The sequence below is a fragment of the Reichenbachiella sp. genome, assembly GCF_039944555.1.
GTDB lineage: Bacteria > Bacteroidota > Bacteroidia > Cytophagales > Cyclobacteriaceae > Reichenbachiella.
In genome coordinates, this window is the sequence record NZ_JBDUYN010000008.1 from 299845 (window position 1) to 316539 (window position 16695).

Below are 16695 nucleotides of genomic sequence, written 5' to 3' on the forward strand. Positions count from 1 at the left end.
AAAATGAAATTGGTAGGGGTTACAAAGGTTTAAATTCGGGATAAAGCAGCCTTAATTCATTAACTCTCGTGCGAAACCAGGTCTCAGAATTCTGATCGAATGAAGTCATCAAGATTCTGGTTTTCTAGTCGAAGTTTTGATTTCAGGCGATATCTGGCCATTTTAATCGCTCCTTCTGATGTACGCCGGATATCTGCTATCTCTTTCAGAGACAGGCTTGTTTTAATGTATTGACACATCTCGATTTCAGTCTTAGTCAGCTGAGGAAATGCCGATTTCAGTTTCTTCTCAAAACCCGCATTAAGTACTTTTATATTATCCGATTGATAAATAAATTTTTCTTCACTATTCAGCCCTTGTCTGAGATTCAGTATAAGTGATTTAAGTTTGTTTTGTAAATCATCCGACTCATGTCTCACAACCTTATTTAGATCGGACAAGAAATTTTTACGTTCGGTGTATCGGATCTTGTTGTTAACAGCCAACGTACTAAGGTCCTTTTCTTTAGTTTGCAAATCGACTTCCAGTTGAAGCTTCTCATTTTGGAGGCGGTTATATCGATCAGCCAGAGCAAAAGACAATAGAATTGATTCAATCACACCTGAGGTATACACAAAGTATTCACTAAACCAGGAACTAGAAATCACTCCAACAATGGTCAACAATTTAATCATCAAGCCAAACCAAAGAACCAGCCAGCCCACCAATAAAAAGCGCGCATCACGATTACCTTTTGAGTAGGAGACAACAACAGTAACGAACGCGAGGTTGATAAAAATTAAATTTACCACTGGTATTAGAAGGTACGTTCCATCAAACAAATAGTAGTAAATGGTACCATGCACTATAGCCAGAAATTCAGCCATGATAAGACCTAACATGGCCCAATACCAAAATTTATCTTGCTGCCTCAATTTCAAGAATTGAATAATAAAATTTGCAGAAAAGATTCCAAATAGACCAACGCTCAAAGTCGTTACAAACGGAGAGGTATTATAGGGTATGAAAGGAAAAACAACTGGCATTAGTCCTAACATGGTCGTAGAGGCTATCGTCTCTATAAAATTGGCGGCAGCAAAGTGAAAGTATAGTCTATCACCTAAGGAAAAACCTAAACACAAGTTGTACAAACTGATCACAAGCAGGGAGCAAAAAATTGCTCCGGCAAATAAATTAAAGACCTGCTCATCTTCGTCCAGTTGTTTTCTATTGACCAGCGAAATATTCATTTCTTTATTGTATGGGGTATTGATTTGCAAAAAAAAGATACTTACAGAGTTTGCATAGAGTGTCACAGGAAAGCTTATTGCATTCAAAACCATCTCTTTTTCAGCGTCATCAATAGAGTGTCCGGATATACTTTCACGTACACCATCCTCTCCAATTTCATAGAAATGAACATAGTGTGTTAGTCCTTCCTTCCAACGCAAGAACATGCCAAGGGTCTCGTCTCCCAGATTCTGTACAGTTATTTTTACCCAGGTCACATCACTGGAAAGTCCCAGGTTTTTTACAGGACTGACAGTTTTGAAGAGCCCGATACTGTCCAATCGCTGTATCTCAGGTAAAGCGAGTTTTTTAGTAGCATCATGGTAGATTGAGGTTTTGATAACTACTGGGGCATCTTGCGCATGCACGCTGATAATCATTGATGTGAGGAGAATGCTAAGAACACCGAACAAAAACGAGGTTGTCTTGTATCTTTTTACCATATTTAAATCTAGTCAAGTTAGATTATTTTGAAATTTACATTTACTTAATTCAATGCTCCAATTCGTACTACAAATTTGGTAGCATAAAAATATGAATAATACCTTCCTCTACCCCTTAATCAATTCTGAATTCAACAGTTTTCAATTTTATTTAACCGGAGCATTGTCCAAAAAAAAGGAAGCCGCGTCTCGGCTTCCTTTTAGTCTACTTGAAAAGGTGTATTACCTTCAAACTTGTACTAGTCAGTTCTTAATGAATGGGACACTCACATTCTGGCTTCCACTCGATATTATCAGTATATACTGCCCACTTTCGAGCTCTGGTAAAAACAATGTTTTCGTCTCAGAAAATTCTGGGAAACCTTCCACGCTCATCACATCTTTTCCTTCCAGGTTGGTGATTTTGTAATAGATGCTTTGACCCTCCGCTACTGTCCCTGTCTTTACGTTAAGCAGGTTGTGTTGAACTGGATTGGGATATACCAAATAATTAGTTGTGAAGCTATCATCAGCTAAAACTGAAATGACCTGGCTGAGTGCCGAACTGCCATCATAATCTACCTGCTTCAGTCGGTAATAACTGTAACCTCTCAATGGTCGAGTATCGGAAAAAGAATAGGTTTTCAAGGTGTTCACGGTACCATGGCCATTCACCATACCGATTTTTTGAAAATTCTGACCATCGCCTGACCTTTCTATTTCAAAGCGATCATTGTTTAATTCCGAAGCGGTAGCCCATTCAATGAGTGTCACGCCGACATTATTTGTCCCGGTAAGGCTTATTAATTCTACAGGAAGTAGCGTATTCCCTTCTTCTGTGCCAATGGTGTGATAGTCACTTGCACCAATAAATGAGGAGATGGTACCTGTGATTGAACTCAAATTTGCCAGATCTGAATTATTGGCGTCCAGCCCCAGATCTTCCCAGGTGCTCGTGCCATTGTTATACTGGATCAGCTTCAAGTGCGTACCATCTAGAATTTGGTCATTGTCTGGCGTAGAGCTGCTGGTGGATTCTTTGTAAAAGAGCTCCACTGCCACATCACCAGTTCCTGACCCACGCTGAATTTCCCAATAGAGAGAGGCCATTTCGGATGCAAGCCCGGTCCCTACCGAAGTATTGTCCGGAGGGTTGCTGTTGAAAAATTCTATTGCGACATTGGAGCTGGAGACAGGAGAGATAATGACGGGTCTGTATACTGCCCCGTCTCCTACATGGAAAGTGTAGCTACTGGATATCCCCTGAACTTCCAACGGGCCATCGAAATAATTGGTGCTGGAAGCCCCAACTATAATTGCCGAACTAGTGATTGTAATTACTTCAGAGGAGGAAGAAGTAGAGAACACCCCACTGGTTAGGGTTAGCCGTTCGTTGATCGTGAGGTTAGAATTCAGGATTACCCCGGAGCTGTTGTTTACGGTGACCCTGCCCGCCTCAGTCACACCAATCGTTCCGAAGTTTAGGGTTTGCCCGCTTGCACCCTCAAAGTTGTACTCCACCTCATTGCCAATGGTGAGGGTGCCCTCTGCTGCAAGCGTAGCGGCCAGGCCGGTAGTCGCATTTGAATTGATGATAGCACCGTCAGCGATCGTGAGATTCAGGTTGTTGTTGGTTCCGTCGTTTAATGAAAAGGTATACCCATTGACGGTACTCGTTCCATCGATAGAGAAGGTACCATTGAATACCTCTTTATCTGATTGCAATTCAATGATGGTTGACGAGAAGGAAAGTGATCGAGTGTCCAGATCTAAAGAGCCACTTCCTCCTAAAAATAAGGTGCCTCCGGTATAAGTAAAATTGGCACCATTATCCAGTATGATGTTTCCATCGCCCAGAAACCCATCCCTGATCGTGACGCCATTTCCCCCATCAATGGTGAAGGTACCCGAGCTTACTTTGAGGATACCGTTCAGCGACCACAAGCCTGGGTCGCCGGTGGCCCCATCTACCTCAAGAATTGGATAAATTCCTGTGGCTGTGGCAGGAAAAAAGTCGGTATTGTAAGGAAAATCACCAGTCGCCGTGTAGTACAGGACGGCATCTGTCTGCCACTCGATCTGGGTGGACTCAGCGATATCATCAAGTGCATTTGTATTGGAGCAAGAGAACATTCCACCACTTTGAATCTGAGCCGTGCCGGTTAAAACCGGTATGGCATTTCCATCAGATAAATCCCATATGCCACCACTCTCTACCGATAAATCAACTCCAGGGCCATCTGCAAGGGTAAGAACATCACCATTTTGATCCATGCTGATAGTGCCCCCACTTTCGATGACGACTTGATCTGCTGTGATATCTGCATCTACAGAAATGTCATGTCCGGATCGTATGTAAATGGTTCCAGTGGTAGCGCTTGGGTACGTGATGGCCGTTTGCCATCCCGTGCCATCCCAAAATTCCCAGATTGTGGCAAAGTCCGCTGTCCAGTTTCCAGAACCAGCGGTCTGATAAGAAATAGCTGCCGTGATGTCGGAGGAAGTGATTGAAGTCAAAAAACTACCTCCTGAATCATCCACATCAATGTTGAAGTTTTCTGAAACGTCATACCTCAGGTCGGAATAACTGTACCTTCCTGCGGTGAGAGTCTTGGCAGTAAGAGCAGCATAGCTGGCTCCGGATTCCGTGAGTGTGTTGGCGCCAGTGCTTCCCCGACTGAGGATAAAAGTAGAGCTGTTGTCATCCAGGTCAATGTTTCCTGATGCGTCAGTAGATATAATGGTCAGTCCAAAATCCTCCAGGAGCCCCACTGTGGTTGGAGGTTCTTCGAATCCCCAGTTGGTTCCTACTACTTCGATAGTGTTGTATAAAGCATTGGAGGATGCGGATTCGGTCAAAGTGATAGTGCTGGTGGCCCCACTGAAGGTGAAGTCTGATCCGGCAACACTAACTTGAAGCAGATCTCGATCTATCTCTTCAGAGATGGAAGTATTGAGCCATACACTCAGTGTAAATGTTTCACTGCCATCGTCCGGAACGTACCCAACATCTGACGATGTGATACCAATACTCGAAAACACTATGGTATTGCTGGTAACAGCGGTGGCATTGATCGCATTTCCTCCACTGTCCTCAAGGCGTGCCCCGGCGATCACATCGCTCCAGTTGTCGGTCCCATCACCTGTCGCTTTGTTGAAAACCACATCGGTGAATTGTATAGGAAAGGCGTCCGCACCGGTGGAAGCATCATCTGTGATGGTGAAATCTAAAATGTCCTCTCCCGGATCGGTAGTAGAAGTGGAAGAGAAATCTCCGAAGTTTGTTGTTCCTGCAGTGATGGTTCCTTCTCCCGAACCAGCGGCTATAGTTGCGGTAATATCAATATCTATGATGGCAATAGCGGCAGCATTTGCATCATGTTCTCTCCAAACCCATTTGAGATAATAGTACGCACCATCGCTTATTGTAGTATTAGCAGTTCCAGTCAGCGTGATTGCCGCAGCTGTCATATTGCTTGGATTTGAATAGGAGGTACCAAGCCCCGCAACCTGTGTATAACTGCTATTGTCCGCACTGTAGTAGAATTCAATTTCGGCGGCGGTGCCACTACCGACATAACCTTGGAGGTCATATTCAATATCCCAGCTGGTAATGTCCCCACCCGTGTTATTTTGTAACCGGAGAATAGCACCAATATCTCCCTGGTGACCGGTAAATCCGTTTCTTACACCCAATCGATTCACACCATTGTAGGTGTACGCCTGGAAACTACCCGGTGGCCAATTCCCTGCATTGTATGCACTGGCAGAAGCATTATTAGCGTAGATTCCAGCTGTATTGGTATCACCAAAGTCCGAATCCATGGTTCCATTATCATCCAGGTCAACACCCCAGGTATTTGAATCGAGAGACCCGGTTGTGGCGGCACCTGGACTAAATCCTGTTCCTGTATAAGACGTGAAGTTGATTGTTTGTGTGGCATCTCCCGTGATGGAGTACTGTGCTGAACAAATGGTCCAATTGAAAAATATTACTCCCAAAAGGAGCCAAACCTTAGCTGATATCTTCATAGCATATGATTAGAAAAACAATTATTCAATGAATGCGAGCCTTCTGCTCTTATGGCTAAGTCAGTACTGAATACAACGATCTGAAACAATCCTGTGACGCTGGAAAAAGTATCACTCCCAATTGATTTAAAAATATTTGTCCCCTTTGAATTACTTATGATCATTAGTTAAATACTGTCATGTCTTCTTGTTGCTTAGTTAGTAGTACAAAGGCCAGTAACTGAAAATCCCTACCATCTACCATTCTGCTTTTCATATTGAACATCATATTTTCTAAGAGGTAACATAGACTGTTCCTAAGTTTCGTTTGACCTGAGTGTTTTTACTTTCAAAGCAATAACTAAAAAGCTGCGTGACCTTTTCCTGATTAAGAGGCTTGGTCATGTACATATTGACATTTGCCCTTCTTTCTATTTCGTTCAAATCACTTTCATGTGTCGAACTGGAATGAATACAGATAATGGGGTCTTCATCAAATGGGTCAAGTATGGTCGAATAGACGTCCATAAATTGCCAACCATTCATGTGCGGCATTTCAATATCACAGATAATGATTTCAGGCCATTTCTTTCGTCTTTCGGCTAAATAAACCAGTGCTTTATGAGCTGAGTTCATGGTTATGATTTCTGACACCAGATTGAACTCCTTAATAGTTCTCGCATTAAGTTCCAAAAGGATTTCATCATCGTCGATCAGTAGTATTGAATTAAGTCTTTCCATATGAATAGCTGCTACGTTTGATTAAAAAGGGAGGCTTCCCAACCTCCCTCAACCACCAATTACAATTTTTTGATCTTTTGAAGAGGCACTCCATTGCAGGCGAACGTATTTATCTCCTGCTCAAATGACACCTCCAGCCACCTCGAATACCAAGTGTTCTGCCGCCTGTATTTTCGTCGGCTTCAAATACAATGAGTAATTCACTCTCATCTTCAGATAAATCAAGGTTGATGACTAATCCATCGTCACGTGTGAGCACGGTCAGTTCGTCATTGAGTGCAAAGGAGCCCGAAGTTGGCCATGGGAATTCTTCTATGGTCAACTGGTCACTGTTGGTAGTGAAAGTCAAGTCTTCATTTATCGTCATCTCAAAGCCCATCAAAACTTCAGTTATATCCTGATCATTGATCTCCACCTGGCTATTTTCATCAATGGCCCAGGTATTTGCTATACTCGTGATGAAAGCATCTTTACTCGATGTATCTAATACTTCCTCCGGCTCACAACCTGAGAACAGTGTGATGCCAGTACAAAGCGTAATTATGAACGGTATTATTATTGGTTTCTTCATAGCTAATTATTTTTTGAGTACTCGTTGTGTATCTATGATTTCACCCTGTGCACTTACCTGTACAAGGTACATTCCAGATGGACCTTTAAGAGTGAAATCTGATTTTGAGAAGGACGTGTAATAGTCACTAAACATCACACTGCCATCCATGTAGAGAATCCTGACATTTACATCAATTGCTGATTGATTAAGATCTAGTGTGAAAACATCGCTTGTAATGGTGGGGTGCACCTTTATTTGGTTCCCCTGTGCTGCTTGAGCCGACATCACCCAATCAAAAAAGGTACAATCTGAGGTGGCTGTACAAAGTCCATTGCCGACCTCTACGGCATAGTTGCCTGTTCCAGGTGGTGTTAGCTGACGTTTATCTTGTCCTTCGATAGCCTCACCGGTATCGCAGCTGATCCACTGGTATGACGAAGCGGTCTGGTCTGCTGCAAATAGTACCACTCCATGCACCTCAATCTCTCCACTTGGTTCTGGCAATTGGCCAAATGTGAGCACCACAGTTGAATCGCATCCTGCCAGGTTGGTGAATGTTTCGGTATAAATACCAGACTCGGTCAAAAGTTGAGTGCCAAACTCATAGTCTCCACATTCATCTACGAATGTTTCTACTTCTTCCGGCTCCAAAATGGTCAAGCCCAAATTAACCGGATAGGAACAACCATATTCATCAATATAGCTACCTTGATAACTGCCCGATTCTGTAAGTGTCGTTCCGTCGAATGCATAACTGTCACATGCACTAATCGTCAAGTCATTCGATACAATTGTATTAATGTAAAGTCCGGAGAAAGGATCCGACCTATTCAATCCACTGATAAATATATCCGGGCGAGTATCACCATCGACATCTCCTGATGTAATAGAAGCATGTCTTAACCCTGGAAAACAGGAAGTTGACTCTGTAAAATGACCGTAACCATTGTTGATGTATATGCTGGTGTGGGTTCCGCTGTCTAGTGTTTTGCCGCTAATAATGAGATCCTTATCGCCATCCATATCTAAATCAGCGAACTCCGCATCTCCGTTGGCAATCTTTACAATATCAGAAGATACATCAGTAGAAAAATTACCGTTACCATCGTTGATATAAAATTGAGAGAACTGAAACCCAGCACTATTAGACTTCCATCCTGCAACAAACAAATCCAGGTCATCATCGTTGTCAATATCTGCAAATTCCACGGTAGATAGGTACATTCCATCAAAGGGTTGATTAGTCTTTTCTTCAAAATTTCCTAATCCATCATTGATGTAAAGCTCTGCAATCATGCCTCCACTTGAAGGATCACCCGTAACAAACACGTCCTGATCGCCATCACCATCTACGTCGCCAAAGTCTACTGTACCTAACGTTGTACCGGTAAAAGGAGTACCTGGTTTTTCAGTAAATCCACCGGAACCATTGTTGAGTAATAGTCTGGTTACCTCCGATTCCCCATTGAGCATAAGATCCTGGTCACCATCTCCGTCGACATCGGCTGCATCAATGGCTGTTTGGTATTCTGCGGGAATGTTAGCGTCCGTTTTTTCCGTAAAACTACCTGTCCCATCATTTATGTATAATTTACCAATCGCATTGAATGGACTTGGACCATCTGGGCCAGTAACGACTAGGTCCAAATCGGTATCTCTATCCACATCAACCAGAATTGAGCCTTCTGGCCAGGCAGTAGTACCAATTATCCCGTGATCCGTATCTTCAATCATGGTTCCATCTCCTTGATTAAAGTATATATTTGTATGGTACACAGACAGGCTCGCACTTTCATTATCTGATCCGGTGATCACAAGGTCAAGATCTCCATCTTGGTCGAGATCCGCCAAATGCGATGAACCCAACCACAAATCATTTACTGGTGCATCAGCATCTTCTTTAAACAGTGTGAAATCTTGTGGATCATAGGTGTCTGGTTCGATAATAAGATTAATCACAAGCGTACTATCGCAGCCGGTAGATGCTGTATAAGGTCCAAAAGCGTATTGACCCGATGTATTTGCCACACCGTTACCATCAACATCATAGCCCTCAGTCGCATACACATTTTCATAAAAGTGCGTCGGAAGAACGGTTAAGTCTAAGGTGACCGTACTATCACAGTCAGCCTCGTTCAGGAACTTCCCTGTATAGGTTCCTGAGTTGGTCAGCATTTGACCATCGAATTCGTAACTCCCGCAGGCTTCTACGATTTCGTTGACTTCATCAGCAACGCATCCCAGTGTAATTGTGACGGTCCAATCCTGAACCCCTGATCCATCTTCTGCATATACCGTGAATGTCATTGGATTGGTATAGTCAAGTGCGGAAATTCCAGAATCCGGATTGAGGCCACCTACGGCAGGCAACGCTCGGTGTGAAGTAGTAAACGTGGCAACAAGGTTGGTTAAATCAGGGACATCACTTACCTCCAGGTCAATCGTATGCGCGTCAAAGTCAATTGCAGCGACTCCAGTTTGCTCTGCCATACTAAAAGTGAGCATATCGGTTCCTGACCCCAGGTTTCTGGCTACGTACATTATTGGGGTAGGTGAACCAAAGAATCCTCCAACCCCTCCCACAGTTACAATCTCAGGTTCTCCATCACCGTCCATGTCGTTTGCAGATACATTAGACAAGGCATAATCCAATGGAATACCAACATTGACTGCGACTGAACTAGCAAAACTTATACTTCCGATGGTACTCGTATTGGTGAGTATTTTTAAATTATCGGCTCCATCATCCACCATGGCATCAAGCATACCGTCTCCATTTAGATCACCCAGTCCAGGAAAACCCTGACTAGTATTGAATATGATATCCTGATCCGTCACGAAGCTTAGATTTGAAATTGAACTGGTATTTCTGAGAACGGTAAGGTACCTGGCATTCTTAGTGACCACATCAGGAAGTCCATCTCCGTCTATGTCTCCTATCAAAACTACATGGGTCGAGCTAGTGGAGTTCACCGAAACATCCACCTTGGTTTCGAAACTCAATACCCCACCTGATGTCGTGTTCCTAAGTATCGAAACAGACCTATCATCAGCATTCGCTGTAATGATATCAGACAAACCATCTCCATCAATGTCTGCAATTGCTACAGAAACAGGCTTGGCTCCAGTAGTCAGGCTTAATTCTGAACTAAAGTTGACGCTTGAGGGTGATGAGGTATTTTCCAGATAAATAACCTTATCATCTACCGGGTCCAGAACAACCATGTCTACTTTACCATCAGCATTCAGGTCTGCTGCAGCTATAGCAGGAGTAGAAAAATCCAGCAAGACATTAAAATCATTCGTCATACTAATATCTCCTGGAGTACTGTTGTTGGTCAGTACTGTCAAATTTCTAAGTAATGCATTTCCATTCGAATTCGCCGTGGCAATGTCCATTTTTTCATCCCCGTCAAAGTCAGCCACGATCACATGGTCTGGTTCAAAAGAAACCAAATCAAAATCAGTGTCTGCAGTGAAGCTTAGATCGCCGGGTCCCGAAGAAGTATTGTGAAAAACAGACAGGCTCATATCTGAAGACTGATTGGATACGATGATGTCGAGCAAGCCATCCCCGTCCAAGTCGGTTTGTACATTAAAACTAGGGCTATCACCGGGTGTCCAACTTATCGCACTATTGAATCCTGTTGAAGTAAGTGACCCATCACTTTCAAAAGTGACTTGGAAAGGGTTTGGAGAATAAGCGACCCAATCATGGGCATGTACTGATATCAGATCGTTGGAAGCCCCTGCAGGTACTTTCACTATGATTTCCGCTCTGGAAGCAAAGAGCATCTCTGCTTTGACTCCGCCAAAATAAATTGTATTGGCCTGTGAAGGACTGAAGTCTTCCCCGTTAATGGTGACTTCTGTACCAATCGGCCCACTCGTGGGATTGAATGAAGTGATAATTGGTACTTGAGAAAATAACGCAGTTGTCAATAACACCATACCTAGAGATAAGGCACCCCTTCTTCTTCTTTTCATAGCTTATAATTTTGTAGACAATTCGTTGATGATTCAACCAACAGTGCAATGGTACTTAGGGGAGAGAGAATAGCTGTATTCTCTCAGGTTACCAAAGGTTACATGTGCTGTACAAAAGGTTACAAAGGTCCTATGCTTGCTGTAAAGGCATTTTTATAAGCGGGTGACTTCTCGATTCAATGAAAAAATTTGTTCAATTAAAATTGGATCTAAAGTTCTCGTATTAAGGTATCAATCGTTTGATCCGTCAAGCTCAATTTCTTTTTAATTCTATGCCGCATGACCTTAATAGCTCCGACAGAAGTTCCGCGTAATCTTGCTATTTCTTTGGTAGATAAATTGAGCCTGATATAGTGACAAATTTCTATCTCCGATGAGCTTAAGTCAGGATATTTGGCTTTGAGTTTGGATTCAAACTGGGTGTTGATTTTTTCAATGTTTCCTTCTATGTAATTGAATTTCTCTTCGGTCTCTAATTGGAGTTTAAGGTCTGTAACGAAGCTGTTCAGTTGAGATTTTATATTTTCTGTTTCGGAATTATTGATTTCCTCTACTTTTTCAAGAATAATCTTCCTGAATTGGTACCTCATTTTATTATCGCTAATCACCATGGCCAAATCTCCCTCTTTGTTTCTCAAATTTCGTCTTAGGGTATTACTTTCGGTCTGCAGGTAATTGTACCGATCTGCGAGCGCAAATGATAATAGCAAAACCTCCAGTACCGAACCTATCAAATAGAAATTGGCCGTAAAGTAATTTCGCTCAATATAACCAACAATCATCAGCGTATAGAGCAATACACTCAACAACAGTAGGGTCCAACCCATCAAATAATATTTCGCATAGTGGCTACCATTTCTATATGCCATTATGCCCGCATAGATAGCAGTGATAGTAAATAATATATTGGCATGTGCCAGCGACAAATTGTGTATAGTATATCCAAAAAGCCTCACCACACTAAGTCCCACTGCAAGCAACAAGGAAATAGCGGCAACCAAGAGCATCATGTAATAAGCATGCCTGCTGTATTTTCGAAGATTGAGTATTCTAATATTGAAATTAGAAGACAAAGCGATATATAATGCGGTAACTCCTGTTATTAAATGTGGCGTCCAACCCGCATAATCATCAGGAAAATAGTAGGAGAAAAATCCTCTCACAGAAAGGGCAAGCATGATGGCTGCCAAATTAGCCATTGCGTAGTGAAAATAGACGTTGTCCTTAATTGAGAACCCAAGGAACAGATTGTAGAGAGTAATAATCAACAGCGCTCCCAAATAAAACCCCTGTATCAAAGATTCATTCGTATCTCTGGATTGAAGTTCTTGTTCATCCAGTATTGAAATAGAAAATTGAATCCCATATGTACTGACCGCTCGTAGATACAGAGTCGCAGTATCCTGACCTTCAATTTCAATTGGGAAATAAGAACTTCTACCCTTAATCAGTTTTTGTGAGTTTGGTATATTGACACCTGTCATCACTGAGCGCCAGTGATCTCCCTGCTTAAAAAATAACTGAACGCTATCTACGAGTAATTTACCGACTTTCAATAATCGATTTTGTACAGCGTTCGTAGTGTTAACTACTTCAAGTGCAAGCCAACACGCGTCATTCGTAAACCCAAAGTCAAGTACACCTGTCTCACTTGGCTGAAAATTGGTCTTGTGTATTTCATCAATCGTTGCTGTTCGAGAGGGGTCCTTATAAATTCCGATTTGACGGATCTCCAGAGTAGAAGGGTCTACTTCACTCACGTGTTCCTTCTTTTGACAAAAAGAGCAAACGGGTAGAAGGATCAACAATACGAAGATATGCACAAAAGCATGACCTGACCTGTACTTCATTTAAATAGAATGGAACTCAATAAGTTAAATCCCAAAGCTAGTTAATTCACACAATTGTGATCGGTCTTTTTTATGCTTCCGTGTTCTGAAGTGTTATTTCCACTTCTTCTAAGGACGAGACATTCATTTTCTTCTTAATTCGGTGCCGCGCCACTTTAATGGCACCTTCCGAAGTTTTTCTCAAACCAGCGATTTCTTTATTGGATAGATTCACTTTTATGAGGTAACAGATCTCAATTTCTCCTGGAGTAAGTTCTGGACAACGCTCCTTTAGCTTGGCCTCAAACTCGGCATTGATTCGCTCGATTTTATCCTGAAAATAGTTGAGTTTATCTTCGGTCTCAAGTTGCATCTTAAGTGACGTGACAAAGCTGTTTAGCTTACTTGGCATCCTTTCCATGCTGGCATGGTTTATTTCCTGCACTTTTTCCAGCATATTCTTTTTAAACTGGTGACGATACCGGTTGTCGCTTATCACCATCTCCAAATCTCCCTCACGATGTCTGAGATTTCGCTTCAATTCGTTTCGTTCGAGTTGAATGGCATTGTATCGACCTGCAAGACCAAATGACAGCGTGAGCACTTCTATTACTGAACCGATGAGGTACAGGTTTTCGGTGAAGAAATTGAGCGGAAGAAATCCATTTAATAGTAGCGCATATTGCAAAGCACCGATCAGGCCAATGGTCCATCCCGCCAAATAATATTTAGCATTTTTGTTTCCGTTGCGCACTGCAATCACTCCAGAAACCCAAGCGATAATGGTGAAAACAAAAGTACCAATGGACAAAGGCATGTAGGTGGAATGAAAACCCATTTGAGTCATCGAATAGGGATACACCACAGCAATCACTCCAAATACAATCACTCCAATAAACAAATAGTAGGTCAATGCACTGTATTTCCTGATGCTGACCATCCGGATACAGAAACAGGAAGAAAACAAAGTAAAACTAATAATGCAGACCGGTACGACGATCAATATGGCCTCAGGGTTGTTAGGAAAAATATAGCCGGTGAAAAAACCTTTGAGTGCCAACGTAGCTAATAGTGCACCTAAATTTGACAGTGCATAAAACAGATACAATGGATCTTTAACCGTAAGACCTAAAAACAAATTATATAAAGTAATGATCAGCAGGGCTCCAAAATAGAACCCTATGGTCAGCGTCACTCCCTGCTCGTACGTACTATATTCATAATCATTGTTGACATGAATGGATACCTGCTTGCTGTGCATACCAGTAACTCTTAGAAAATAGGTGATCGTGTCTCTGGCTGAAAGAGCTATCTGAAAATAATTGGATTTACTATGTTCATATTTCTGTGATTTGAGGACCATGGCTCCTGTGATCTGCCTTTTCATCACCCCGTTGGATTCATAGTACAATTCCAGGCTGTCTATAATGGGTTTGTCAATTCTGAGGATTTTCTCGACCACCTGTTCGCTAGAATTGAAGAGTGTAAACTTCAACCAATCCGCGCCAGTATTGTAACCGAAATTGGGTACTCGTGCATCCAGAGCAATAAAGGTTTTACCTTTGATTTCCTGATACCCCATTCCTCTCGACGAGTCATAAAAATGGGTCGTTCGCTGTCCAATGGGGTTTTCAATTACTTCTTCCCCCACATCGATAATTTCTTGTGAGTAGCTGCACAAAGAATTAAAAAATATCCCTAGACCAAAAACCAAAATAACTATTTCTCTCTTCATGCTGCCTGCCGGTTATAATCAATGTAATATTAGGAGGCCGACCATCAATCACATAACAATGGGTGGGGACAAATGGGTGACATGAATTTAATGCACTGATAATCAAGAGTTTACAAAATATACTTTCAGACAATTTGAAGGGACAAAAAGTTATCTTTGACAAACAAAAAATTACCAACGAATAACTCTTTTCTGATATGAAGTGGATTCGAAACGCTATAACTACGTTCCTATTTACCTGCACCCTTATACTTTTCGAAACAGAGTTGATTGGACAACCCGTCTCCACTTTGGATTCTTTGATAGCCGTATTAGAAATGGAAATTTCAGACAGACAAAGAGTAGACACATACATCAAAATATCAGAATTTTACGGCGCTTCAGATTCAACAAAAACAGTATCTTATGCCAACCAAGCGATCGATCTTGCTAAAAAGATTCAATACAAAACAGGCGAAATTGATGCCTACTATGCACGTGTCCATGTAGCCATGTCGATGGGACACATTGCTGTGGCAGCCAAAGAATTCCACCGAATTGTAACCCTATCCAAAGCGATTGGTTATAAAAGAGGAGAAGCCAACGGATTGAATGGTCTGGGTGCTACCAGAGATTTTCAAGGGGATTATTCAAAAGCACTCGAATACCTTTTTCAGTCCTTAAGGATCAGCGAAGAAGAAGGAGATCAGAGAGCCATTGCCAGTAGAACCAACAACATTGGTCTGGTTTTTTCGAGTCAGGAAGAATATACGGATGCTATAAAATACTTGACCAAATCACTTCAAATCCATAATGATTTGCAAGACACATATGGCGTGGCATTGGTTAATAGTAACATCGGCGAAGTCTACATGAAGCAAAATCAATTGGACAAGGCGCAAGAATCTTTCAATCGATCGATAAAATTTTATAATGAGATCCAGGATCAGAACGGTATTGCCTATACCTATAAAAACCTAGCCGACGTCTGTCTGAAGAAGGGAGATGTCCCAAAATCGATCGAACACTACAATTACGCATTGGACATCTACGACAAGATCGGAGGACAGTATTTTATATCCTACACACTTATAGGTTTGGGAAGGTCTCACATGATGATTAAGGAATGGCAGACAGCTAAGAAGTATTTCAAAAAAGGGCTCAAACTGGCCAGCGAATTGAGGCATATGGTCAACATTCGTGATGGCTGGAAGTACCTAGCCGTAATTGAGGAAAATTTAGGGAATTATAAAGCCGCCTTGGAAGCACGGAAAAATTACAAAGCAGCAGCTGACAGTATTTTAAATACTGAACAAACCAAAAATCTAACTCGACTTGAAGCCAATTATGAATTTCAAAAAGAAAAAGACTCTATCGCCTTGGAACAACACAAAGCCGAGCTAGCCTTTGAAAAAGAAATCGAGCGGCAGGAATGGCTGAAGCTCGTGGCCTTTACCGCCGCTTTGTTTGTCACCATAATCGCCCTGATCATCTACCGTTTCTATTTGATCAAACGGGACAAGAACAAAGAATTGGCTAATAAAAATGAGATCATTGATTTGAAAAATAAGGAACTCATCTATCGAAATGATCAAATTGTGACGTTAAGAACGAACGAAAAAGAATTGGCTGAAGAAACGCTGGCTTTGAAGGAACGGGAGTTGGCCACAGTAACCATGCTCTCTCACGAAAAAAATTCGCTTCTTCAACAACTTGGAGAACAAATTGGGTCACTTGCGAATAAAGTAGACCAAAAGATTCTGCCCGACCTGAAGGAAATCAAACGGACCATTAAAGCAAATCTGAATGAGGAAAGCTGGTCCATGTTTATGTACCAGTTCGAAAAAGTGCATCCAAAATTCTTCAATGAGCTAAAAGAAGAATATCCATCCATTACCCAGCATGATCTGCGACTTTGCGCCTACATCAAGGTGGGTATGGACAACAAAGAAATCGCTCAGGTTTCTAACATTACTACAGCAGCGGTGAAAAAGAGCATCAATCGGATGAAGAAGAAGATGGAATTATCACCGGAAGTAGATTTGAGAGATTTTTTGATTCGGAAATAAAACGTTCATAAGCTTTCCTGCAATCACTTGCATCTACGTCACCCTTCATAACTTAAATTGTTTATGAAACAATGGCGTGCTCTGCGCATGAATTGCTAAT

8 protein-coding genes are annotated in these 16695 nt (G+C 41.9%); 1 reads left to right on the plus strand and 7 read right to left on the minus strand.

The features are described from left to right. Window positions 1-83: 83 nt before the first annotated feature. The 7 genes from ABJD64_RS14980 to ABJD64_RS15010 form a co-directional block, all read right to left on the minus strand. Window positions 84-1712, minus strand: coding sequence for a 7TM diverse intracellular signaling domain-containing protein (locus ABJD64_RS14980; RefSeq protein ID WP_348182925.1), 1629 nt, complete (start codon window positions 1710-1712; stop codon window positions 84-86). A 243-nt stretch (window positions 1713-1955) separates the two neighbouring features. Continuing rightward, window positions 1956-5723, minus strand: a complete 3768-nt coding sequence (locus ABJD64_RS14985; RefSeq protein WP_348182927.1) for a T9SS type A sorting domain-containing protein — start codon at window positions 5721-5723, stop codon at window positions 1956-1958. Window positions 5724-5996: 273 nt separating this feature from the next. Then, window positions 5997-6443, minus strand: coding sequence for a response regulator (locus tag ABJD64_RS14990; protein ID WP_348182929.1), 447 nt, complete (start codon window positions 6441-6443; stop codon window positions 5997-5999). Window positions 6444-6552: 109 nt separating this feature from the next. Beyond that, window positions 6553-7014: a hypothetical protein gene (locus ABJD64_RS14995; RefSeq protein ID WP_348182931.1), complete on the minus strand. Its 462-nt coding sequence runs from the start codon at window positions 7012-7014 to the stop codon at window positions 6553-6555. A 6-nt stretch (window positions 7015-7020) separates the two neighbouring features. Continuing rightward, on the minus strand, window positions 7021-10983 hold the full coding sequence (locus tag ABJD64_RS15000) for an FG-GAP-like repeat-containing protein (protein WP_348182932.1): 3963 nt from the start codon (window positions 10981-10983) through the stop codon (window positions 7021-7023). 209 nt (window positions 10984-11192) lie between these two features. Beyond that, window positions 11193-12833: a 7TM diverse intracellular signaling domain-containing protein gene (locus tag ABJD64_RS15005; RefSeq protein ID WP_348182934.1), complete on the minus strand. Its 1641-nt coding sequence runs from the start codon at window positions 12831-12833 to the stop codon at window positions 11193-11195. A 70-nt stretch (window positions 12834-12903) separates the two neighbouring features. Continuing rightward, complete coding sequence (locus ABJD64_RS15010; protein WP_348182936.1) at window positions 12904-14547, minus strand: 7TM diverse intracellular signaling domain-containing protein; 1644 nt, start codon at window positions 14545-14547, stop codon at window positions 12904-12906. 197 nt (window positions 14548-14744) lie between these two features. Between ABJD64_RS15010 and ABJD64_RS15015 the strand changes: the two genes are divergently transcribed. Continuing rightward, window positions 14745-16595: a tetratricopeptide repeat protein gene (locus tag ABJD64_RS15015; RefSeq protein WP_348182938.1), complete on the plus strand. Its 1851-nt coding sequence runs from the start codon at window positions 14745-14747 to the stop codon at window positions 16593-16595. Window positions 16596-16695 lie beyond the last annotated feature (100 nt).